The organism is Pantoea sp. ICBG 985 (genome assembly GCF_002928365.1).
In the GTDB taxonomy this organism is placed as follows: domain Bacteria; phylum Pseudomonadota; class Gammaproteobacteria; order Enterobacterales; family Enterobacteriaceae; genus Pantoea; species Pantoea dispersa.
In genome coordinates this window covers 137,834-160,792 of the sequence record NZ_POWM01000002.1, presented here as the reverse complement: position 1 = coordinate 160,792, position 22,959 = coordinate 137,834, and the positions used below count along the sequence as shown (strand labels likewise).

Sequence of the window (22,959 nt, the reverse complement as noted above, 5' to 3'; positions counted from 1 at the left end):
CTGGCAGCACTATCGCCACCGCCTGATTCAGCACTATCCGTCGCGCCGACGTTAAGGCATTGCACCAGCGTCGTGCATCCTGCACCGCTTCAGCGCTGGCGCAGTGTAACAAAGCGGCCACGGGGCGCGTGGCGCTGAGAGCGGTGGCGTGGCATGAATTGTGCAGCGTTGATGCTGGGTTGAACATCAGCGAGGTGCAATATGAGTAAGGCAACAGAACAACAGGATAAATGGCAGCGCTGGCTGAGCTTTTCCGCCTTTACGCTGGCGGGCGTGGCGCTGGAAGGCAGCCTGCCGCCTGCCACCACATCCCCGCAGCAGGCGGCAAAGGCCAGACGCTGGCGCAACGCGCCGTAAATTACAGACCCAGCTCGCTCAGGCCCGGATGATCGTCCGGGCGTCTGCCAGCCGGCCAGTGAAACAGCCGCGCTTCAACGCTAATCGGCAAATCGTTGATGCAGGCGAAGCGCTGAATCATCAGACCATCGGCACCAAAGTGCCAGTTTTCATTGCCGTAGCTGCGGAACCAGTTGCCGCTGTCATCGCGCCACTCATAGGCAAAACGCACCGCCAGCTTATCGTGGTGCCACGCCCACAACTCTTTAATCAACCGATAATCCAGCTCGCGGGCCCATTTACGCTGCAGAAAGGTCACGACGTCTGCGCGGCCGTTAACGAATTCGCTGCGATTGCGCCAGCGGGTATCTTCACTGTAAACCTGCGACACGCGCTGCGGATCGCAGCTGTTCCAGGCATCTTCCGCCATACGCACTTTTTCTAAGGCACTTTGATGATCGAACGGGGGGATGAGCATTTTTATCTCCTGATGATGTAGACAGGTCTGTCTACTTGATTCATCCTGCCGTATGTAGACAATTCTGTCTACCCCCGTAAACAGGAATTTTTTCTTATGCTCGCACCCCTGCTGTTTGATGCCAGCGCCAGCGCGCGTGACCGCATCCTGCTCAGCGCGCAACAGCTGTTTTATACGCAAGGCATCCGTGCTACCGGCATCGATAAAGTGATTGCCGCGGCTGGCGTGACCAAAGTGACCTTCTATCGCCACTTTCCGGCTAAAAATGACTTAATTCTGGCGTTTCTGCAGCAGCGTCATCAGCGCTGGATGAGCGGCTTTCGCAGCGCGCTGGCGCAGCAGCCAGCCATCAACGTGGCGCTGCCGGCTGCGCTACTGAGCTGGTTTCAGGAGGAGGATTTTCGCGGCTGTGCGTTTATTAATAGCGCGGCAGAACTGGCTGATACCCTGCCGGAAGCGAGCGCACTGATTCGCCAGCACAAGCGGGAGATGGCAGCCGCCATTGCCGAAAGAATCAGCGCGGCGCAGCAGGATAAAACCGGGCAGATCGTGTTGCTGGTGGATGGCGCAATCGTGCAGGTTCAAATGGGGGAAGCGGCGCAGCAGGTGACGGCAACGCTGCAGGCGGCGCTGAACGCGCTGCTGGAGATCAGAGCGTGACCCGCAGGCCACGCTCTCCGGCTTAGAACTGGTAAACCAGGCCCAGCGCAACGATGTCGTCGGTGTTGATACCGGCCGCATCGGTGAAGTTGTTGTCGTCCAGCAGGTTGATCTGGTAATCAACATAGGTCGACATGTTTTTGTTGAAGTAATAGGTCGCACCCACGTCGACATATTTTTTCAGGTTCTGGCTGCCGTAACCTTCGATATCGCTGCCGCGTGAGGAGACGAAGGCCAGCGACGGACGCAGACCGAAGTCAAACTGATACTGTGCCACCAGTTCCCAGTTGTCCGCTTTGTTGGCATAGCCGTACGCAGCAGAATCCACCGCGCCGAAGCGGGTTGCGTTGTAAGAACGGGTGTACATCGCCGCCAGATATACGTTGTTAGCGTCATATTTCAGACCGCCGGTGTAGGCTTCGGCTTTATCACCGCGACCAAGAATGCCTGGCGCGTTGCCGTTCTGATTGTTGGTACGGTCAGACTGGAACATCGCCGCACCCAGACCGAAGCCGGAGCCGAGATCGTAGGTGGTGCTCAGGCCCCATCCGTCGCCGTTCTCACCCAGGACATCACGACCGGAAGAGGATTCGGTTGGGTTGTCGTTTTTGCCCTGATACTGCACGGCAAAGTTCCAGCCATCCACCAGGCCGAAGAAGTTGCTGTTGCGGTAAGTCGCCAGGCCGTTGCTGCGCTGGAACATGAAGTTGTCCGCGCCGTAGGTGTCACCACCAAACTCCGGCAGCACGTCAGTCCAGGCGCCGATGTCATACAGTACGCCGTAGTTACGGCCGTAGTCGAACGAGCCCGCATCACCGAATTTCAGACCGGCGAAGCCGACACGGGTGTAGCTGTTAGCGGTACCCTGCGATTCTGCGGTGTTCAGCGCTGCCTGGTACTCCCACTGACCGTAGCCGGTCAGCTGTTCGGTCACCTGAGTTTCACCTTTAAAACCAAAACGCAGGTAAGACTGGTCACCGTCCTGGCCATCGTTGTCCGAGAAATAGTGCAGGCCGTCTACTTTGCCGTAGAGGTCTAATTTGTTGCCATCTTTGTTATAAATTTCAGCTGCGCTTGCTGAGCCTGCCACCAGCAATGCAGGAATCATCAGGGAGAGAACGCGACGTTTCATTTTATTACCCTCTGTAATGTGCCTTTTATATGTGCCACTGCTAACTGAATGCTTAAAAATTCAGCCGGCAAGCCATTGTTATTTTATGGAGAGCAATAATCTATCACGAAAATGATACTAAATTTCCGAAAGTGTTTCATTTTATTAAATAGTTATTTCTAAATGTAAATTTCGCGGAACTAATAATCAGCACGCATCGGCAAAAAATATCGCACTAATTGATAAACCGAATTTTATTCATTTAAATACATAGAGATAAGATGAGATGAGCTGCCGCACTGAATGATAAAACTTAACGCCACTCAGCGCATACAATTACTCCCGCTATCATCATTTATTTCATTATTACCTTCATTCACCCCGAATGAGAGATTTACCCTAATTCCCGCCGGACATGATTGTCCGGCATTTTTTTGCCTGCCATTTTTCTTCCGCTGTGTAATTTTATGTAAACCTGTTTACTGAGGTTAAATTAACCGCCACTCAGGACGCCATTATTTGTTCGTTTTCGCACTTTTTGTTCATTACTTAGCCATGATTGCACAATGTTAATTTCCGGGCGTAATAAAGTTGAACAGGAATATAGCCGATGCGTTTCTCCAACCGTTTGCGGAATATTCTTTACCACTATTCAGTCAGTTAGCGTTGCCGCAGTAATCGATTTTCACCCCAACTTAAGCCAAATTTTCACTGAATCTGTCGGTTTACTAAGAGCCAGAGAGCTTATGAAGTCCAGGAAATGTCTGGAAAAGCGCAGCGCCTGGCAAAAGATCGGTAATATGCTCGTTTCTGGCGACCATTTTTGCCCTGCTCTTCGCCTTCATTGAGCGGTGCCGCGCCAGCTTTAATGCTAAACTTCGTCGCTCGAACGACTTATGACAACGACACCTTTATGACAGCACTGGACGCCGCACAGCCCAACAAATTGCATCAGCGTGTCAATCTGGGAACACGCCTCGTTTTTCTCATCGCCGGTTTAAGCATGTCTGCCTGGGCGCCGCTGGTGCCGTTTGCCAGCCAGCGCCTCCAGCTGACGGGCGCGTCGCTGGGCGGCCTGCTGCTGTGTCTCGGCATTGGTTCACTGGCGGCAATGCCGGTGACCGGTGCGCTGGTGGCACGCTTTGGCTGCCGCCGCGTTATGCTGTGCTCCACGCTGGTAGTGCTGGCAGTACTGCCGCTGTTGGCGACGCTGGATGTGATGTGGCTGATGGCCGCCACGCTGATGGTGTTCGGTGCCGGGCTCGGCATGCTGGATGTGGCCATGAATGTGCAGGCGGTTGAGGTTGAGAAAGCGGCGGCCAAGCCGATGATGTCCGGTTTCCACGGTTTCTTCAGCCTTGGCGGTATTCTCGGCGCCGGCGCGGTCAGCCTGTTACTTGGCGCGGGTCTGACACCGCTGCAGGCGGTGGGCGTTATCATGCTGCTGATGGTGCTGCTGTTGCTGTGCAGCCTGCCGACGCTGATGACAGAGCGGCTGCATCAGCCCGATCAACCCTGGCTGGTGATCCCGCGCGGCTGGGTCGCCTTCCTAGGTTGCCTGTGCTTTATTCTGTTCCTTGCTGAAGGCGCGGTACTCGACTGGAGCGCCCTGCTGCTGCTGCAGAGCCCGGGCATGAGCGTGGCGCACGCCGGCCTGGGTTACGCCATCTTCTCTATCGCCATGACCATAGGTCGTCTGACGGGCGATAAAGTGATTCAGCGCTTTGGCCGCTATCCGGTGATGCTGACCGGTGCGCTGGCGGCGGCAGCCGGCATGACGTTAGCGGTGCTGCTGCCGTGGCCGCAGGCGGCGCTGCTGGCCTTTTTGCTGGTGGGCTTTGGCCTGGCCAATACCGTGCCGATGCTGTTTAATGCCGCCGGTAATCAACAGGATATGCCGGCCAATCTGGCGATTTCCGCCATGACAACGCTCGGCTATGCGGGTATTCTTTCAGGCCCGGCTTTAATCGGCTTTATTTCCCAGTGGCTCAGCCTGAGCGGCGCGTTTTTACTTATCGCCCTGCTGCTGCTGGCGGTTGCCGCCAGCGCCCGGCTGGTCGCGCGTTAATTGCAGGATCCTGAGACACCTATGCTGCCTTATAAATTTCCGCTGACCTCCGGCAACGTAACGCGCTTTTTCGTGGTGTTTAACCTGGTGCTGTTTCTCGCGCTCGGTGCCATGGTGCACAACAGTGTGAATGCGTGGATCATGGAAAAGCGCTACGCCATGACCGACCTGGCGCGCGCGATGCAAAAACGTATTGATGCTTACCGCTTTGCCACCTGGCAAATCTATGAAAATCTCGCCACCAGCGCCGCAGGTTCTACGCCGAACAGCAGCCTGCAGGAGACGCGCCTGCGCCCGGATGTTTACTATCTGGAGAAAACCCGCCGCAAGACCGAAGCGCTGATTTTCGGCTCGCACGACAGCAGCACGCTGGATATGACGCTGCGCATGTCCAATTATCTCGATACGCTGTGGGGCGCTGAAAATCCGGCGTGGTCGATGTACTTCCTCAATGGTCAGGACAACAGCCTGATCATGATCTCGACCCTGCCGCTCAAGGATATGGCGACGCGCTATAAAGAGAGCGCGATCAATACGCTGGTGGACAGCCGCCGTGCCGAAATGCTGCAACAGGCCAATGCGCTGGACGAACGCGAAAGCTTCTCGCCACTGCGCCACTTTGCCTGGCAGAACGATCACTACTTCACGCTGCGCACCACGTTTAACCAGCCAGGTCATTTAGCCACAGTGGTGGCGTTCGATCTGCCGGTTAACGATTTGATTCCACGCAGTATGCCGCTGGAGAATTTCCAGCTGCGCCAGGATGCCAGCCAGCCCGGCAGCGCCACCAGCGATGACGCCAGCAGCGAAAGCACCGCAGTGACGCTGGTTAACCCGAACCTGGAGATTGCCGCCACGCTGCCCAGCACCTCGCTCCAGCTGGTGTACCGGGTGCCACTCGCCAGCCTGGCGATGGATACCCTGCACAACCTGATGTGGCCGCTGCTGATCAACCTGTTGCTGTTCCTGCTGTCTATTGCCGGCATTACGCTGCTGCGCCAGCAGTCGCTGCGACCGAATGAGAACCAGAGCGCTGAGCTTGATTCGCTGCGTATGCTGAATGAGGAGATCGTCGCCAGCCTGCCGGTCGGGCTGCTGGTGTATGACTTTGGTACCAATCGCACCCTGCTGAGCAACAAAATCGCTGAGCATCTGCTGCCGCATCTCAATCTGCAGAAGATCATCAATATGTCCGATCAGCATCAGGGCGTGCTGCAGGCTACCATCAATAACGAAGTGTATGAGATTCGCCACGCGCGCAGCATGCTGTCGCCGCACACCCAGCTGTTTATGATGCGCGATCAGGATCGCGAGCTGCTGGTGAATAAGAAGCTGCAAAAAGCGCAGCAGGTGCTGGATCGCAACCACCAGATGCGCCAGCAGCTGATGCAGAATCTTGGCCATGCGCTTAATCGTCCGCTGCAGAGCATGGTGACGCAGCTGGTGCAGCTCAGCCAGCGCGATGACGACGAGAGCGTGCTGGATCTGCTGGATGAGAGCCAGGGTCTGGCGCGGCTGGTGGACGATATCGTCCTGCTCAACCGGCTGGAAGCCCACGACTGGTCGCCGGATGCGGGCGTGTTTAACCTGCAGGACCTGCTGGATGAGATTGCGCTGGAAAGCCTGCCGCTACTGCGCCGCAAAGGGCTGACGCTGGTGGTCAACAATCAGCTGGCCAACGACGAGATGCGCTTTGGCGATCGTCGCGCGCTGCGTAAAGTCCTGACCACGCTGATGCACTACGCGCTCACCACCACGCAGTGGGGCAAGATTTCCCTTGATATCAAAGCCAGCGACAGCAAAGCCAACAGCGTGCTGTTCCAGCTGGTGGATACCGGCTCAGGCCTGACCGGCGACGAGCTGGCCAACGTCGATTTCCCTTACCTCGGCGAAACCACGCAGGACCGTTACGGTCAGGCGTCCGGCATGGCATTTTTCCTGTGTAAGCAGCTGTGTAAACAGATGGGCGGCCAGCTGGAGATTATCGCCAAACCGGATATCGGCACGCGCTACAACATTCAGCTGCCGCTGGCGCTGGAGCAGCAGAGCGAGCAGGAAGAGAAACTGCTGGAAGGCGTGACGGCGCTGGTGGATATCGCGGTCGAAGACGTACACAAAATTGTCTGCCGCCACCTCGAGAACTGGGGGGCAAACTGCCTGACCTCGGACGAACGCTTGTCCGGGCAGGAGCATGATGTGCTGGTGACGGACGATCCGGCACGCCTGCACGGCTGGGCGCTGTTGCTGGCGGGTGACGAAATGGGGCATCACGCCCTCAACGACCAGCAATTCCGGGTCAATTTCAATCTCAGCAATGCGCTGCTTGATGCGCTGCTGGCCCTGATTGAGAAGCAACTGGCTCACGATTCGATAGAGGAGAGCGACGACGATGAGGCTGCCACGCCGCTGCTGAGCGGCGGCTATTTCCAGCTGTTTACGGAGACAGTACCGCCAGATGTGAAGAGACTGTATACTGAGTCGGCGGAGAAGGACTATCCCTCGCTTGCTCAGACAGCGCATCGCCTGAAAGGCGTGTTTGCCATGCTCAATTTACTGCCGGGTAAACAGCTTTGTGAAGAGTTAGAACAGCACATTAAACTGTGCGACGATTTAACCATTAAAAATACCACCAGTGAAATTGACGCGTACGTCAACCAACTGCTGCAGCAAGGTAACCAATAAGATGAATAACCTGAATGTAATTATTGCCGATGACCATCCAATCGTTCTGTTCGGTATCCGTAAATCTCTGGAACAGATCGAATGGGTGAATGTGGTAGGTGAGTTTGAAGACTCAACAGCACTGATCAATAGCTTGTCCAAACTGGATGCCAACGTCCTGATTACCGATCTGTCGATGCCGGGCGAAAAATACGGCGACGGCATCACGCTGATCAAGTACATCAAGCGTCACTATCCTGATCTTTCCATTATTGTTCTGACCATGAACAATAACCCGGCGATCCTGAGCGCGGTACTGGATCTGGATATCGAAGGCATCGTGCTGAAGCAGGGTGCACCAACTGACCTGCCAAAAGCGCTGGCAGCCCTGCAGAAAGGCAAAAAGTACACGCCGGAAAGCGTGGCCAAACTGCTGGAGAAAATCAGCGCCGGCGGCTACGGCGACAAACGTCTGTCACCGAAAGAGAGCGAAGTGCTGCGCCTGTTCGCCGAAGGCTTCCTCGTCACCGAGATCGCCAAGAAGCTGAACCGCAGTATCAAAACCATCAGTAGCCAGAAGAAATCAGCAATGATGAAGCTGGGCGTGGATAACGATATCGCGCTGCTGAACTACCTCTCTTCCGTCAGCGCCACTCAGGTCGACAAAGAGTAATCCCTGCGGCGGTGCTTCGGCACCGCCTCTCCTCTGCCCTGCTTATCCTTCCCGGCTTTTGCGAACACGTTCGGCATACAGCGCCAGCGTGGTTTTCAGCACATCCAGCGTCACCGGTTTTGACAGGCAGTTATCCATGCCGGCATCCATACAGCGCTGTTTCTCTTCCGCCAGTGCGTTAGCGGTCACTCCAATCACCGGGAAAGCATGCCCCAGCTGGCGCAGACGCTGCGTCAGCCGGTAGCCGTCCATGTTTGGCATGTTGACGTCGCTCAGCACGATATCGATATGGTTACGGCTGAGCACGTTGAGCGCATCCACGCCGTCCTGCGCCGTTTTGGTCTGATAGCCCAGCGTGCCGAGCTGTTCAGACAGCAGCATCCGGTTAATCGGATGGTCATCAACGATCAGCACCATGATGTCTTCATAGCTGGAGGCCTGCTGCGGCACCGGCAGTTCCAGCGTGGTCACCGTTTCGCTGTCGATGGCAATGCGATAAATCCGGCCCAGCAGCAGCGGCAGATCGTGCAGCGTCGCGCTGCTGTGCACCCACTGTCCCGGCGTCGTTTCCTGCGGCATATCAATGTGTTCACCGCAGATACGGATGCGCGCGCGTACCGTCTGCGCTGGCGCGTCGTGGTGATCGCAGATCATCACATCGTCCGCCCCAGCCCGCCCCTGATAGTGCGCAACCTGGATGCCCTGCTGCTGGAGCAGACGCAGCAGGAAGGCCGCCAGATAGTCGTTGCGCAGGTCGAGCCAGATGGCTTTTTCCTGCAGACCATCCAGCAGCGGCGGCGCGGGTTGCTGTCCGGCGTAGATCGGAATACGCACCACAAACTGGCTGCCCATGCCCGGTTCAGAGTCGACTTCGATGTCGCCATCCATCATGTTGATGAGCTTTTCACAGATCGCCAGTCCCAGCCCGGTGCCCTGGAAATTACGCTGCACGCCGGAGCCGACCTGGAAGAACGGGTCGAACAGGCGCGTGATCTCTTTCGCCGGGATTCCCACGCCGGTGTCGCGCACGCGAAACGCCAGATACCCCTCTTTGACATAGGCGTGCAGGATAATGCAGCCGGTGTGGGTGAATTTGATGGCGTTGTTCAAGAGGTTGGAGATCACCTGCTGCAGGCGCAGCGGATCGCCATCCAGCGCCAGCGGCACATCGTTCTCGATAAACACATACAGCGTCAGGCGCTTGCGCACCACCAGCGACAGATAGTTGCTGGCAATATGGTTGACCACCTCACGCGGCGAGAAGGGACGCGGCTCAATCTTCAGCTGCTCGGACTCGATCTTCGAGAAGTCGAGAATATCGCTGATGATTTTCAGCAACAGGCTGGATGAGTTGTTCATCGCCGTGACCAGCGAATCCACGCCCTTCGGCAGCGATTTGGTCTGCAGCAGATCGAGGTTACCGATAATGCCGTACAGCGGCGTCCGCAGTTCGTGACTGACGGTAGCAAGGAACATCGACTTGGACTGGCTGGCCTGCTCGGCGGCGTGCGCCATCTCCTGTAGCGACTGCTCCATGCGCACGCGCGCCGAGACGTCGACCAGCACGCAAATCGCCACGTTCTCGTTGCGGTAGCGCGAATGCACAAAGCTGATTTGCAGGTTAGTGTTACTGCCGGTCAGCATATCGACAAAATTAACCTGCTGGCCGCCGATGATTTCGTTCAGCCGCAGGCGATCTTCCTGCGTCAGCAGCGTCAGATAGTTATGCGCCAGTTCATTACTGAGGATGTTGGTGCCATCGCTGGTACGCAAAATACAGATGCCGACCGGCGCTGACGCGACAATCTTGCGGTTGAACTGCTCGTGCTCCTCCAGCCGGTGAGCGTTGTCTTCCGCCGGCAGGAACATGCGGCGTTCGAACACCCACGCCAGGGTAAACAGAATCAGCGCGCTGAGAATATTGAGCAGCAGCGCGTTAATCAGCATCAGCTTGAGCTGATCCATCAGCACATCGGTCGACAGCGACCACACCACATTGAGGCTGGACGGCGGCAGCGGCTTTTTCAGCACCAGCTGACGATAGCCGTCAAGATAACCAAACCAGGTGCTGTTATCCGGCAGATCGTCCAGCGAATAACCGGGTCCGCCGCGTCGTGAGCTGATCAGCGGACGATAGTTTTCATCGGTGATGGTGGCCACCAGCGGCAGCCCGCCGGGCTGAATAAATTCATCCAGGCGAATGTTCTGTTCCACGCCGAGCAGCGCCTGCAGTTTGTTGGCGACGTAAACCGGCACCACCATGTAGAAGTTGCCGATGCCTGGCTGGCTGCTGTTGGTAATCCAGTACATTGGATTACGCCGCTCTTCCTCGTTGCCGCTGCGGTAGTGCAGCACGTTTTCGCGCAGCGCCTTCAGGCTGCGTTCGCGATCGACCGGATTATTGTTACCGATGGTGAAATCTGCCAGGCACTGATTTTCGCCGCCAATAAAGAACACCCGATTGAGTTCATAGGCTGAGGCGAAATTGCTTTTCCAGTAGTTAATGAAATAGCTCAGTGAATCGAGCGAGTTACGCCAGGTGTTGCTCATTGACGTGCAGTCACCGTCGGTAAACAGCGGCGTAAACTGCGGCAGCGTGCTTTTGCCGCCCGGCATGCCGTTGAGCATATCCAGCCCGTTGACGCTGCTGCTCAGGCGATTCTCAGTGATGTACTTCAGCTCGCGCATCACATCCGCGGAGTGGCGCACATACCATTCGGCCTGACCATAATTGGTGGCAAACTCCTGGCGCACCGCGTTCTCTTTCTCGTGCAGCACATTGATGATGTAGAAAGTGGTCAACAGTGCACCCAGCGACCAGAGCAGCAGTGCCAGCGCACGAAACAGGTAGCGCGAGATGCGAAGCGTGGTGCGAAAGGAGACGAGATATTTCAAAAGAGACTCACTGGCGGCAAGGGTTATCGGGACGTTGAAAAGTTCTCATACACTAGCTTTATCAGGGCGAAAAAGCCAGTTGGCACGCGACTTTGGGAGTGAAAGTCAGACAAAAAAACGGCAGGTCGGTTGCCCTGACCTGCCGCTTGTGACAGACAACGAACGGTTACTCTTCGTCGTCTGTTTCCGGTGCGTCGTCGTCGCTGTCGACTTCCGGCGCGATATCGTCTTCGCCTTCTGCCACGCTGCCGTCGATGGCGTCGAGTTCTTCCTCTTCCACCGGTTCAGCGACGCGCTGCAGGCCGACCACGTTTTCATCTTCCGCGGTACGAATCAGGATCACGCCCTGCGTATTACGGCCCACCACGCTGACTTCCGACACGCGGGTACGCACCAGCGTACCGGCATCGGTGATCATCATGATCTGATCGCTATCTACCACCTGTACCGCGCCCACCACTGGCCCGTTACGCTCGGTGACTTTAATCGAGATCACGCCCTGCGTGGCGCGCGATTTGGTCGGATACTCGCTGTTAGCAGTACGCTTGCCGTAGCCGTTCTGCGTTACGGTGAGAATCGCGCCCTCTTCACGTGGCACAATCAGCGACACCACTTTGTCGCCTTCTGCCAGCCTGATGCCGCGTACGCCCGAAGCCGAACGGCCCATGGCGCGCACCGCGCTCTCCGCGAAGCGCACCACTTTACCGGCGGCAGAGAACAGCATCGCTTCGTCGTTACCGTTGGTCAGCGCCACGCCAATCAGCTCATCGTCTTCACGCAGGTTGATGGCAATGATGCCGGCACTGCGCGGACGGCTGAACTCCTGCAGCGCAGTTTTCTTCACGGTACCGTCTGCGGTCGCCATGAAGATGTTGAAGCCTTCGGTGTATTCGCGCACTGGCAGAATCGCGGTGATACGCTCGTTGGCTTCCAGCGGCAGCAGGTTGACGATCGGACGACCGCGCGCGCCACGGCTGGCTTCCGGCAGTTGATAGACCTTCATCCAGTAGAGGCGGCCACGGCTGGAGAAGCACAGAATGGTGTCGTGGGTGTTGGCCACCAGCAGACGATCAATAAAGTCTTCTTCTTTAATGCGCGCCGCCGATTTACCCTTACCACCGCGACGCTGGGCTTCATAGTCTGACAGCGGCTGGTATTTGACGTAGCCCTGATGCGACAGGGTGACCACCACATCTTCCTGGTTGATCAGGTCTTCGATGTTGATGTCAGCGCTATTAGCGGTGATTTCCGTTCGGCGCGCATCACCAAACTGATCGCGCATCGCCACCAGCTCTTCACGGATCACTTCCATCAGGCGCTCGGCGCTCTGCAGGATGTGAATCAGTTCGGCGATCTGGTCCAGCAGCTCTTTGTACTCGTCGAGCAGTTTTTCATGCTCAAGGCCGGTCAGTTTCTGCAGACGCAGATCAAGAATGGCCTGTGCCTGCTGCTCGGTCAGGTAGTAGCGACCGTCGCGAATACCAAACTCCGCTTCCAGCCACTCCGGACGCGCGGCGTCGTCACCGGCTCGTTCCAGCATGGCGGCGACGTTGCCGAGATCCCACGACTGCGCCAGCAGGCCGCTTTTCGCTTCGGCTGGCGTCGGAGCCCGACGAATCAGCTCGATAATCGGATCGATGTTGGCCAGCGCAATCGCCAGACCTTCAAGGATGTGCGCACGATCGCGCGCTTTACGCAGTTCGAAGATGGTACGACGCGTCACCACTTCACGGCGGTGGCGAACGAAGGCTTCGATGATCTCCTTCAGCGTCATAATCTTCGGCTGGCCCTGATGCAGGGCCACCATGTTGATGCCGAAAGAGACCTGCAGCTGCGTCAGCGAGTAGAGGTTGTTGAGCACCACTTCGCCGACCGCATCGCGTTTCACTTCAATGACGATACGCATGCCGTCTTTGTCAGATTCGTCACGCAGGCCGCTGATGCCCTCAACGCGCTTCTCTTTCACCAGCTCGGCAATTTTCTCGATCAGGCGCGCTTTGTTCACCTGATACGGGATTTCATTGACGATGATGGTTTCACGACCGGTTTTGGCGTCGGTTTCGATCTCGCCGCGCGCGCGGATGTAAATTTTACCGCGCCCGGTGCGGTAGGCTTCTTCAATGCCACGACGACCGTTGATAAAGGCAGCGGTCGGGAAATCCGGCCCGGTAATGTGCTCCATCAGCCCTTCGACGCTGATGTTTTCATCTTCGATAAACGCCAGACAGCCGTTGATCACTTCCGTCAGGTTGTGAGGCGGAATGTTGGTCGCCATGCCGACGGCAATACCGGAGGAGCCGTTGATCAGCAGGTTAGGAATTTTGGTCGGCAGGACTTCTGGGATCTGCTCGGTGCCGTCATAGTTCGGCACAAAGTCGACCGTCTCTTTTTCCAGGTCAGCCAGCAGTTCAGAGGAGATCTTCGCCATGCGCACTTCGGTATAACGCATCGCTGCGGCGGAGTCGCCGTCGACCGAACCGAAGTTACCCTGACCGTCGACCAGCATGTAGCGCAGGGAGAACGGCTGGGCCATGCGCACGATACTTTCGTACACAGCGGAGTCACCGTGTGGGTGATATTTACCGATAACGTCACCGACCACACGGGCAGATTTTTTATAGGGTTTGTTCCAGTCGTTACCCAGTTCGCTCATGGCAAAAAGCACACGGCGATGCACCGGCTTCAGGCCATCACGTACATCGGGTAAGGCTCGGCCAACGATGACCGACATGGCGTAATCGAGGTAGGAGTTTTTCAACTCTTCTTCGATATTGACCGGTGTAATTTCTCTCGCAAGGTCGCTCATGGAGCCGCTATCCCTCTACATAATCCCGGATTTTAAAGGTGCGAAAGTATATCACATCGCTTGCGTACGGTGAACGTAAAGCAGGGTTTTGTGGCGCTTTTCCTTTGCGCTGAGAGATGCCTCGCAGGGTTTATGCGTTTATACTGGTGGCATATTTTGTCAGGAGTCATGATTCAATGAATGAACAACCGCAGGAAAGCCGCCAGAACGTTGACCACGCCGAAATTGCCAAGTTTGAGGCGGTTGCATCACGCTGGTGGGATTTAGAGGGTGAATTTAAGCCGTTGCACCGCATCAATCCCCTGCGTCTTGGCTGGATTGCCCAGCACAGCCATGGGCTGTTCGGTAAGAAAGTGCTGGATGTCGGCTGCGGCGGCGGCATTCTTGCCGAGAGCATGGCGCGCGAAGGGGCGGAGGTCACCGGTCTGGATATGGGCGCCGAGCCGCTGGAGATCGCGCGTCTGCACGCGCTGGAGAGCGGTGTGAGCGTCAATTACGTGCAGCAGACGGTTGAAGCGCATGCGGCCAGCCATGCCGGTCAGTACGACGTGGTAACCTGTATGGAGATGCTGGAACACGTGCCGGATCCGCGTTCCGTGGTGCTGGCCTGCGCGCAGCTGGTGAAACCGGGCGGCGAAGTGTTCTTCTCCACTATCAACCGTAACCCTAAAGCCTGGCTACTGGCGGTGTTTGGTGCTGAATACGTGCTGCGCATGGTGCCGCGCGGTACCCATGACGTGAAAAAATTTATTCGTCCTGCCGAGCTGCTGAACTGGGTGGATGAGACCGCCCTGCGTGAACGCAATATGACTGGCCTGCACTACAATCCGCTGACCAACCAGTTCCGCCTTGGCCGCGGGGTGGACGTCAATTATATGGTGCATACCCACCGTCAGGCGTAAACGACCTGTTTGGCCTGCCTGCCCGTGGGCAGCGCTGTTGTAGCGGCGCGATGTATTACGCGAAAAATCGCGCCGCTATGGAATCTACGACCAGCAATTTACCCAACTGAACGGCATAACGCTCTACAAACTGCCAGTCCTCCTTTCACTTCCGACCGCACCCGGTTTATCACGCGCTGGCCCTATCCAGATCAATTTCCTTTTAGACGCTGCGATGCGCTTTTTGTAAGGTGAAAAGGTCATAAAAAATTCATAAGCAATGGCAGATAAGTGCGCTGCTGGCGGAGCGGCGCGGGCTTTTTTCGCCTGGGAAATTTCCCGAATCGCAGCGGTTGAGCAATAAACACGCGCTCGATCAAAAATTGAAAAAAAACCTGTTATCCGTTGACACCAGGTGCAGGCCTTGTGGCGTGGGGATCCAGGATTTTCGCCACCCCCCAGGGCGTAAAATTTTGTGAAAATCAACTCTTGTGATGATCCGATTGCTGACTAGAATACTCACCATATTGTTGTTCAAACTTTCCGCACCCCCTATATATAGTGTTTATCCACAGGCTTACTCACAATGAGCCGCCTGTGAATAGACGGGGGATAATTTTGTATTTCATGGACAGGTAAACACGCGACATGAACCAAAGTCTGCTCGTTACGAAACGCGATGGCCGCCAGGAGCGCATCGACCTCGATAAGATTCACCGGGTGCTGGACTGGGCAGCTGAAGGGCTGAACAATGTCTCCGTCTCGCAGGTTGAGTTGCGTTCGCACATCCAGTTTTACGATGGCATCAAAACCTCGGACATTCACGAGACCATCATCAAAGCGGCTGCTGATTTGATCTCCCGTGACGCGCCTGATTACCAGTACCTGGCTGCGCGTCTGGCGATCTTCCACCTGCGTAAAAAAGCGTACGGTCAGTTTGAGCCACCGAAGCTGTACGACCAGGTAGTGAAAATGGTCGAGATGGGCAAATACGATCGCCATCTGCTGGAAGACTACAGCACCGAAGAGTTCGAGCAGATGGACGGCTTCATCGACCACTGGCGCGACATGAACTTCTCCTACGCGGCGGTGAAGCAGCTGGAAGGCAAATATCTGGTGCAGAACCGCGTCAGCGGTGAAATCTACGAGAGCGCCCAGTTCCTGTATATTCTGGTCGCCGCCTGCCTGTTCTCCGGCTATCCGCGCGATACGCGCATGGATTACATCAAGCGTTTTTACGATGCGATCTCCACGTTCAAGATCTCGCTGCCTACGCCTATCATGTCCGGCGTGCGCACCCCGACCCGTCAGTTCAGCTCCTGCGTACTGATCGAGTGCGGCGACAGCCTGGATTCCATCAACGCCACCTCCAGCGCTATTGTGAAATATGTGTCACAGCGTGCCGGCATCGGCATCAACGCGGGCCGCATTCGTGCACTCGGCAGCCCGATCCGCGGCGGTGAAGCGTTCCACACCGGCTGTATCCCGTTCTATAAGCACTTCCAGACGGCGGTGAAATCCTGCTCGCAGGGCGGCGTGCGCGGCGGTGCGGCAACGCTGTTCTACCCGATGTGGCATCTGGAAGTGGAAAGCCTGCTGGTGTTGAAAAACAACCGCGGCGTCGAAGGCAACCGCGTGCGTCATATGGATTACGGCGTGCAGATCAACAAGCTGATGTACACCCGCCTGCTGAAAGGCGAAGACATCACCCTGTTCAGCCCGTCCGACGTGCCAGGCCTGTATGACGCGTTCTTCGCCGATCAGGATGAGTTTGAGCGTCTGTATACCAAATATGAGAAGGACGACAGCATCCGCAAGCAGCGCGTGAAAGCTGTCGATCTGTTCTCGCTGATGATGCAGGAACGTGCCTCAACCGGCCGTATCTACGTGCAGAACGTTGACCACTGCAACACCCACAGTCCGTTTGATCCGGCCATTGCGCCAGTGCGTCAGTCTAACCTGTGCCTGGAAATTGCGCTGCCGACCAAACCGCTGGAAGACGTCAACGACGAAAGCGGCGAGATCGCGCTGTGCACCCTGTCCGCCTTTAACCTCGGTGCGATTGAAAGCCTGGACGATCTGGAAGAGCTGGCGACGCTGGCAGTACGCGCACTGGATGCCCTGCTCGATTACCAGGATTACCCGATTCCGGCGGCAAAACGCGGTGCGATGGGCCGTCGTACCCTGGGTATTGGCGTGATCAACTACGCCTATTACCTGGCGAAACACGGTGTGCGCTACTCTGACGGCAGCGCCAACAACCTGACGCACAAAACCTTTGAAGCCATTCAGTACTGGCTGCTGAAAGCCTCCAACGAGCTGGCGAAAGAGCAAGGTGCCTGCCCGTGGTTTAAAGAGACCACTTATTCGCAGGGCATTCTGCCGATCGATACCTATAAAAAGGATCTCGACAGCGTATGTAATGAGCCGCTGCACCTTGACTGGGAAGCGCTGCGTGAGTCGATTAAAACCCACGGCCTGCGCAACTCCACGCTGTCTGCACTGATGCCATCTGAGACCTCTTCGCAGATTTCGAACGCCACCAACGGTATCGAGCCGCCGCGCGGTCACATTAGTATCAAAGCGTCGAAAGACGGGATTCTGCGCCAGGTGGTACCGGAGTATGAGCGTCTGAAAGATCAGTACGAACTGCTGTGGGAGATGCCATCAAACGACGGCTATCTGCAGCTGGTGGGCGTGATGCAGAAGTTTATCGATCAGGCGATTTCATCGAACACCAACTACGATCCAGGCCGTTTCGCCAATGGCAAAGTGCCGATGAAACAGCTGCTGAAAGATCTGCTGACCGCGTACAAATTTGGCGTGAAGACCCTGTACTACCAAAACACCCGTGACGGTGCCGAGGATGCGCAGGACGATCTGGCGCCGTCTATTCAGGATGATGGCTGCGAAAGCGGCGCCTGTAAAATTTGATCGAAAGGCGCCTGCGGGCGCCTTATCGTGTCTGGGCCAGCAGCGGCTGGCCCGTTTCACTTTTGGACTTAGTCATGGCTTACACTACTTTCTCACAGAACAAAAATGACCAGCTGAAAGAGCCGATGTTCTTCGGCCAGTCAGTGAACGTTGCCCGTTTCGACCAGCAGAAATACGACATCTTTGAAAAGCTGATCGAGAAGCAGCTATCTTTCTTCTGGCGTCCGGAAGAGGTTGACGTCTCGCGCGATCGCATCGACTATCAGGCGCTGCCGGAGCACGAGAAGCACATCTTCATCAGTAACCTGAAGTATCAGACGCTGCTGGATTCCATTCAGGGCCGCAGCCCGAACGTAGCGCTGCTGCCGCTGATTTCGATTCCCGAGCTGGAAACCTGGGTGGAAACCTGGGCGTTCTCCGAGACCATCCACTCACGCTCGTACACTCACATCATCCGTAATATCGTCAACGATCCGTCACTGGTGTTTGATGACATCGTGACTAACGAGCAGATTCTGGCGCGCGCGCAGGATATCTCGAAGTATTACGATGATCTGATCGAGATGACCAACTACTGGCATCTGCTGGGTGAAGGCACGCATCAGGTGGCGGGCAAGAGCGTGACCGTGAATCTGCGTGCGCTGAAGAAGCAGCTGTATATCTGCCTGATGAGCGTTAACGCGCTGGAAGCGATTCGCTTCTACGTCAGCTTTGCCTGCTCGTTCGCCTTCGCCGAGCGCGAACTGATGGAAGGCAACGCCAAGATTATTCGTCTAATTGCCCGTGACGAAGCGCTGCACCTGACCGGCACTCAGCATATGCTGAATCTGATGCGTACCGGTGAAGACGATCCTGAAATGAAAGAGATCGCCGCTGAGTGCCGCGACGAGTGCTTCGACCTGTTTAAGAAAGCGGCCGAGCAGGAAAAAGAGTGGGCTGAGTATCTGTTCAGCGGCGGCTCAATGATTGGTCTGAACAAGGACATTCTGTGCCAGTACATTGAGTACATCACCAATATCCGCATGCAGGCGGTGGGCCTTGATCTGCCGTTCCAGACGCGTTCTAACCCGATTCCATGGATTAACTCGTGGCTGGTGTCAGATAACGTGCAGGTGGCGCCGCAGGAAGTTGAAGTGAGCTCCTATCTGGTGGGTCAGATCGACTCCGAAGTGGGCGAAGACGACTTCAACGATTTCCAGCTGTAAGCATGAGCCGTTCCGTGGTAATCCTGCGCAGCTCCGGCTCCCGGCTGGAGTGCGCAGACGAACACCCTAATCTGCTGACGACGCTGGAAGCACATAATGTGTGCGTCGAGTTTCAGTGTCGCGAAGGCTACTGCGGCTCCTGCCGCATGCGTCTGCTGAAAGGCGAAGTGGATTATGCGGAAACCCCACTGGCGTTTATTCAGCAGGGCGAGATTCTGCCCTGCTGTTGTAAGGCCAGAGGGGAGATTGAGATCGAGCTGTAACCTGCCGCTACACCAAACCCAAAAGTCCTTTAATGCTTCAACATCCATACAGGTCGTCAGAGAGGTTGCCGCTTGCTGCACCGGCGTAAATCCATCCCTGGAGCCTGCCGCCGCGCCGTCCTGGCGCGGAGGCTGCTGCAAGCGGCAACCTCCCCCACGCCCTATCAGGCTTCTTCATTGCGGTAACAGAACGTCACCCTGCAGCGACACCAATGCTAACGGGAAGAGGGGATGTTGAGCTAAGCCGGACGTCACGCGGCAAGGATGCCGCGTGTCGAGGCCCGCAGGGAGCGGGTTTTGCCGTTCCGGGCGTGCTCAACTTCCCCTCTGACCTTGCTGTAAATTACCGCCAGCACAATGGAGTCAGCTCTTCACCGTCTCCAGGACATCAATCCAGCCGTGACCGGTACTGACTTCACTGCCGTGCAGCCAGCGGCGCAGCATATTCATCGCCATCATTGCCACCACTTTCTGCCGGGTTTCCAGATTGTGCCGCCCGTGGGTAAATTTCACCCGCTGGCCCCAGCTGGCTTCCGGGGTGTGCAGCGCAATCGACACTTCCCCTTCCTGCAGATCGCCAACCGACAAGGCCAGCACCGTGCCCTGCTGAGCGGCTAACTGACGCGTGCGCGTAACCTGCGCTTCCAGCGACTCCTCACGTGCCGGCAGCAACTCGGCAGCGCTAAGCGGTACCTGTGCGGCGGCCAGCTGCCAGTGCAGCAACCCGGCCGTGTATTGTTCGCTCAGAGCAAGGCGGAAGCCGCGATCGTGCAGTTCCCGCGCCAGCACGGCCGGCAATCCTTCAAAGCCTTCAAAAATGGTGCACTCGGCCAGCAGTAACTTAACCTGCTGCCACACCTGCTCCATCGCCACGCGCTGGCTGGCCGGGCCGGTCAGTTTGATCTCAATGATGGGCATCGACGAACGGTAGCCCATCACTACGCCCTCCGGCAGCGGCAGCGGTTCAAGCTCGGCGGCGATATCGCTCTCGCCGCGACCAAAGGTGGTCAGACGCAGGCACAGCGGGGGTTCTGGCAACGTAAAACGCGCCTTAAGACGCGGAATAATCTGCTGCTCAACCATCACTTTGAATTCTGACGGCACGCCGGGGGTAAAGAAAATCCAGCAGCGATTAAGCTGCAGGGCAAACCCACAGGCGGTGCCGACCGGGTTATCGATCAACTCGGCATTGGCCGGAATCTCCGCCTGCTTGCGATTACTGGGTGCCATGAGCCGCCCGCGGCTGGCAAACCAGGCTTCCATCTTCTCCAGCCACGCCTGTTGCAGCACCAGTTCGCTGCCGCTGGCGGTGGCCGCTGCCTGCGCGCTGAGATCGTCGCTGGTCGGCCCGAGACCGCCGTTCACGATCAGCACGTCGGCAATCTGACTGCGGCTCTGTAGCGCTTCAACCAGCGAGCTCATTGCATCGCCGACCGTGCTGCGACTGGTCATCGGCAGGCCGTGCTGAAACAGCATATCGGCCAGCCACGCGGCGTTGGTATCGACAATCTGCCCATGTAACACTTCATCGCCCGTTGAGAGCATTTCGACACGTATCACGATCTCTTCTCCTTATCCCTGTGGCTTTCACTGTAGGGAGCGCGCAGGCGAAACACAATCGCCGCCGGTGCGAAATGGCGGGTTAATCGCGATGCGGAAAGGAAACAGCGGGAAAGCAGGAATCGGGCGCGACGGACATCGCGCCCACGGGGATTAACGGCGCGCCAGCAGCAGGCCAACAAACAGACCGGCAGCCGCACCGATACCAATGCCCTGCCACGGTTTTTCATGCACGTAATCGTCGGCACGATATGCTGCCTGTTTGGCACGATAGTAATAGCTGTCGGACGCCTGGCTCACGCGATTCTTCACGTCTTCCAGCGCCTGCTCGGCTTTCTGCTTCAGTTCGATATATTTCTGGTCCGCCGGATCGCCCGAGGAGCGCAGCACTTCTTCCAGCGTTTCCGTCAGCAGCGCCAGATCGTCATCAAGACGGGTTTCAAATTGATCGGTAGATGACATGTTCACAATCCTCCATGTTTAAATGCGGTGTCGATTAACTATAGTCATAAATTGCGTTTTTGCGCCGCGCCGTCATCCGCTGACTGCGCTTTTTGCCGCGCTGAACGCAAAGTTATGTCATCCGGGGCGTTGCACGCGGAATTGTGCTTCGTTTATTTGATTAATCTGATAAATTTTCAGCGGACTGAATTTTTTATTTTCGCCACTGTCGTAACCCCCTGTAGCCTGACGCTAAATGTCTTGCGACAGCCTCAATACACCCGAGCAGCTAAGGAAAAGATTTCCGGCATGAATCGTAGAAAATTTATGAAAGCGTCCATGGCCCTCTCTGCCGTTAGCGGCATGACCGGGCTCTCCTCGCTGTTTGCGCAGTCCGCCTGGGCCGATGATGGCATCGCCGACGGAACCGCCGTGCGCTTCGATTTCGATGTGCTGAAAAAGAAAGCCGCGGCGCTGGCCAAACAGCCCTGGGGCGGCGCGCCCGGCCCCCTGCCCGCGACCCTGGCCAATCTGACACCGCAGGCGTATAACGAAATTCAGTACGACGCTAACCACTCACTGTGGAACAACATCGCCGACCGCGAGCTGGATGTGCAGTTCTTCCACGTTGGCATGGGCTTTAAGCGCCGCATTCGCATGTTCTCCGTGGACGCCGCCAGCCGCGAGGCGCGGGAAATCCACTTCCGTCCGGAACTGTTTAATTATCACAACGCCAACGTGGATACCCAGCAGCTGGTGGGTAAAACCGACCTCGGCTTTGCCGGTTTCCGCGCCTTTAAAAAACCGGAGCTGGCGCGACGCGACATCGTTTCTTTCCTCGGTGCCAGCTACTTCCGCGCGGTAGATGAAACCTACCAATATGGCCTGTCAGCCCGTGGCGTCGCGGTTAACACCTTCAGCAATGGCCAGGAAGAATTTCCCGACTTCACCGCCTTCTGGTTCGAGACGCCAAAAGCTGAAGACACCACCTTTGTGGTGTATGCACTGCTGGACGGGGCCAGCGTCACCGGTGCCTACAAATTCACCATTCACTGCGAAGAAAAACGCGTGGTGATGGAGGTGGAAAACCACCTGTTTGCGCGCAACGAGATTCGTCAGCTCGGTATTGCGCCCATGACCAGCATGTTCAGCTGCGGCACCAACGAACGCCGCATGTGCAATACCTATCATCCGCAGATTCATGACTCCGATCGCCTGGCGATGTGGAGCGGCAGCGGCGAGTGGATTGCCCGTCCGCTGAATAACCCGCAGCGCCTGCAGTTTAATGCCTATCAGGATGAAAACCCACGCGGCTTCGGTCTGCTGCAGCTGAATCATGATTTCAAAGATTATCAGGACGTGATTGGCTGGTATGACAAACGCCCCAGCCTGTGGGTGGAGCCGATCGGTAAATGGGGTAAAGGCGCCATCAACCTGATGGAGATCCCGACGACCGGGGAAACGCTGGATAACATTGTTTGCTTCTGGCAGCCGGCCGAGCCGGTCAAAGCTGGCAGCGAGTTTAATTTCCAGTACAAACTCTACTGGAGCCAGCTGCCGCCGGTCCGCAGCGGTCTGGCCCGCGTTGATGCCACGCGCACCGGTATTGGTGGCTTCCCGGAAGGCTGGGCACCGGGCGAACACTTCCCGGACCAGTGGTGCCGCCGCTTTGCTATCGATTTCATTGGCGGCGACCTGCAGGCGGCCGCGCCGAAAGGCATCGAACCGGTGATCACCGTGTCGTCCGGCACCTTCAAACAGGTGGAGATTCTCTACGTCGAACCGCTGAAAGGTTACCGTATCCTGTTTGACTGGTATCCGAATAGCGACTCAACCAAACCGGTAGATATGCGCCTGTTCCTGCGCACCAAAGATGAGACGCTGAGCGAAACCTGGCTGTATCAGTACTTCCCGCCACCGCCCGATCAGCGCAAGTACACCGACGACCGGCAGATGACGCCGGGCTAACCTGCACGGCGAGGCCAAC

Annotated in this window: 16 protein-coding genes; 10 read left to right on the top strand and 6 right to left on the bottom strand. The window is 56.7% G+C overall.

Going from position 1 to position 22,959, the window contains the following annotated elements; all coding sequences use genetic code 11:
* Nucleotides 1–201 precede the first annotated feature (201 nt).
* A complete protein-coding gene (locus tag C1Y42_RS23670; protein ID WP_164861051.1) occupies nt 202–357 on the top strand; it encodes a hypothetical protein in 156 nt (51 codons plus the stop codon).
* Nucleotide 358: 1 nt separating this feature from the next.
* Here the strand turns inward: C1Y42_RS23670 and C1Y42_RS06780 are convergent, their stop codons facing one another.
* Entirely contained in the window at nt 359–814 is a 456-nt protein-coding gene (locus C1Y42_RS06780; RefSeq protein ID WP_058775799.1) for a nuclear transport factor 2 family protein, read from the bottom strand.
* 96 nt (nt 815–910) lie between these two features.
* On the opposite strand from C1Y42_RS06780, the gene C1Y42_RS06775 reads away from it, so the two are divergent.
* Complete coding sequence (locus C1Y42_RS06775; RefSeq protein WP_104093078.1) at nt 911–1,474, top strand: TetR/AcrR family transcriptional regulator; 564 nt, start codon at nt 911–913, stop codon at nt 1,472–1,474.
* A gap of 22 nt (nt 1,475–1,496) precedes the next feature.
* Here C1Y42_RS06775 and ompC read toward each other — a convergent pair whose 3' ends face one another.
* Nucleotides 1,497–2,606 carry a porin OmpC gene (ompC, locus tag C1Y42_RS06770; RefSeq protein ID WP_058775801.1) on the bottom strand — a complete coding sequence of 370 codons (1,110 nt, stop codon included), beginning with the start codon at nt 2,604–2,606 and terminating at the stop codon, nt 1,497–1,499.
* Nucleotides 2,607–3,498: 892 nt separating this feature from the next.
* Here ompC and C1Y42_RS06765 point away from each other — a divergent pair.
* From C1Y42_RS06765 to rcsB, 3 genes are read left to right on the top strand one after another with little or no spacing between them, the layout of a single operon-like run.
* Nucleotides 3,499–4,653, top strand: a complete 1,155-nt coding sequence (locus tag C1Y42_RS06765; RefSeq protein WP_058775802.1) for an MFS transporter — start codon at nt 3,499–3,501, stop codon at nt 4,651–4,653.
* 24 nt (nt 4,654–4,677) lie between these two features.
* Complete coding sequence (gene rcsD, locus C1Y42_RS06760; RefSeq protein WP_058758458.1) at nt 4,678–7,335, top strand: phosphotransferase RcsD; 2,658 nt, start codon at nt 4,678–4,680, stop codon at nt 7,333–7,335.
* Between the two features lies 1 nt (nt 7,336).
* Nucleotides 7,337–7,987: a response regulator transcription factor RcsB gene (gene rcsB / locus C1Y42_RS06755; RefSeq protein WP_013509853.1), complete on the top strand. Its 651-nt coding sequence runs from the start codon at nt 7,337–7,339 to the stop codon at nt 7,985–7,987.
* A 42-nt stretch (nt 7,988–8,029) separates the two neighbouring features.
* On the opposite strand, the gene rcsC is transcribed toward rcsB, so the two are convergent.
* Nucleotides 8,030–10,882: a two-component system sensor histidine kinase RcsC gene (rcsC, locus tag C1Y42_RS06750; protein WP_104093077.1), complete on the bottom strand. Its 2,853-nt coding sequence runs from the start codon at nt 10,880–10,882 to the stop codon at nt 8,030–8,032.
* 166 nt (nt 10,883–11,048) lie between these two features.
* Nucleotides 11,049–13,688, bottom strand: a complete 2,640-nt coding sequence (gyrA, locus tag C1Y42_RS06745; RefSeq protein WP_021509233.1) for a DNA topoisomerase (ATP-hydrolyzing) subunit A — start codon at nt 13,686–13,688, stop codon at nt 11,049–11,051.
* 176 nt (nt 13,689–13,864) lie between these two features.
* Between gyrA and ubiG the strand changes: the two genes are divergently transcribed.
* The 4 genes from ubiG to yfaE all read left to right on the top strand — a co-directional run bounded on the left by ubiG (nt 13,865) and on the right by yfaE (nt 18,971).
* A complete protein-coding gene (gene ubiG, locus C1Y42_RS06740) occupies nt 13,865–14,590 on the top strand; it encodes a bifunctional 2-polyprenyl-6-hydroxyphenol methylase/3-demethylubiquinol 3-O-methyltransferase UbiG (protein WP_021509232.1) in 726 nt (241 codons plus the stop codon).
* 627 nt (nt 14,591–15,217) lie between these two features.
* Nucleotides 15,218–17,503 carry a class 1a ribonucleoside-diphosphate reductase subunit alpha gene (gene nrdA / locus C1Y42_RS06735; protein WP_021509231.1) on the top strand — a complete coding sequence of 762 codons (2,286 nt, stop codon included), beginning with the start codon at nt 15,218–15,220 and terminating at the stop codon, nt 17,501–17,503.
* Between the two features lie 74 nt (nt 17,504–17,577).
* Nucleotides 17,578–18,708, top strand: coding sequence for a class Ia ribonucleoside-diphosphate reductase subunit beta (gene nrdB, locus C1Y42_RS06730; protein WP_021509230.1), 1,131 nt, complete (start codon nt 17,578–17,580; stop codon nt 18,706–18,708).
* A 2-nt stretch (nt 18,709–18,710) separates the two neighbouring features.
* The gene (yfaE, locus tag C1Y42_RS06725; RefSeq protein WP_021509229.1) at nt 18,711–18,971 is read left to right on the top strand and encodes a class I ribonucleotide reductase maintenance protein YfaE; all 261 of its coding nucleotides are present in this window, start codon (nt 18,711–18,713) and stop codon (nt 18,969–18,971) included.
* A 363-nt stretch (nt 18,972–19,334) separates the two neighbouring features.
* On the opposite strand, the gene C1Y42_RS06720 is transcribed toward yfaE, so the two are convergent.
* Together C1Y42_RS06720 and elaB are read right to left on the bottom strand one after the other, a co-directional pair.
* Entirely contained in the window at nt 19,335–20,531 is a 1,197-nt protein-coding gene (locus tag C1Y42_RS06720) for a nicotinamide mononucleotide deamidase-related protein YfaY (protein ID WP_104093076.1), read from the bottom strand.
* 153 nt (nt 20,532–20,684) lie between these two features.
* Nucleotides 20,685–20,993, bottom strand: coding sequence for a stress response protein ElaB (gene elaB, locus C1Y42_RS06715; RefSeq protein WP_021509227.1), 309 nt, complete (start codon nt 20,991–20,993; stop codon nt 20,685–20,687).
* Nucleotides 20,994–21,281: 288 nt separating this feature from the next.
* On the opposite strand from elaB, the gene C1Y42_RS06710 reads away from it, so the two are divergent.
* A complete protein-coding gene (locus C1Y42_RS06710) occupies nt 21,282–22,940 on the top strand; it encodes a glucan biosynthesis protein D (protein WP_031280040.1) in 1,659 nt (552 codons plus the stop codon).
* Nucleotides 22,941–22,959: the final 19 nt, after the last annotated feature.

What these genes read in the sequence shown, in the direction of transcription:
- C1Y42_RS06710 (WP_031280040.1), top strand. Translation starts at nt 21,282, where the DNA reads ATGAATCGTAGAAAATTTATGAAAGCGTCCATGGCCCTCTCTGCCGTT.
- ompC (WP_058775801.1), bottom strand. Translation starts at nt 2,606, where the DNA reads ATGAAACGTCGCGTTCTCTCCCTGATGATTCCTGCATTGCTGGTGGCA.
- ubiG (WP_021509232.1), top strand. Translation starts at nt 13,865, where the DNA reads ATGAATGAACAACCGCAGGAAAGCCGCCAGAACGTTGACCACGCCGAA.
- C1Y42_RS06765 (WP_058775802.1), top strand. Translation starts at nt 3,499, where the DNA reads ATGACAGCACTGGACGCCGCACAGCCCAACAAATTGCATCAGCGTGTC.
- C1Y42_RS23670 (WP_164861051.1), top strand. Translation starts at nt 202, where the DNA reads ATGAGTAAGGCAACAGAACAACAGGATAAATGGCAGCGCTGGCTGAGC.
- C1Y42_RS06775 (WP_104093078.1), top strand. Translation starts at nt 911, where the DNA reads ATGCTCGCACCCCTGCTGTTTGATGCCAGCGCCAGCGCGCGTGACCGC.
- gyrA (WP_021509233.1), bottom strand. Translation starts at nt 13,688, where the DNA reads ATGAGCGACCTTGCGAGAGAAATTACACCGGTCAATATCGAAGAAGAG.
- nrdB (WP_021509230.1), top strand. Translation starts at nt 17,578, where the DNA reads ATGGCTTACACTACTTTCTCACAGAACAAAAATGACCAGCTGAAAGAG.
- C1Y42_RS06780 (WP_058775799.1), bottom strand. Translation starts at nt 814, where the DNA reads ATGCTCATCCCCCCGTTCGATCATCAAAGTGCCTTAGAAAAAGTGCGT.
- elaB (WP_021509227.1), bottom strand. Translation starts at nt 20,993, where the DNA reads ATGTCATCTACCGATCAATTTGAAACCCGTCTTGATGACGATCTGGCG.
- nrdA (WP_021509231.1), top strand. Translation starts at nt 15,218, where the DNA reads ATGAACCAAAGTCTGCTCGTTACGAAACGCGATGGCCGCCAGGAGCGC.
- yfaE (WP_021509229.1), top strand. Translation starts at nt 18,711, where the DNA reads ATGAGCCGTTCCGTGGTAATCCTGCGCAGCTCCGGCTCCCGGCTGGAG.
- rcsB (WP_013509853.1), top strand. Translation starts at nt 7,337, where the DNA reads ATGAATAACCTGAATGTAATTATTGCCGATGACCATCCAATCGTTCTG.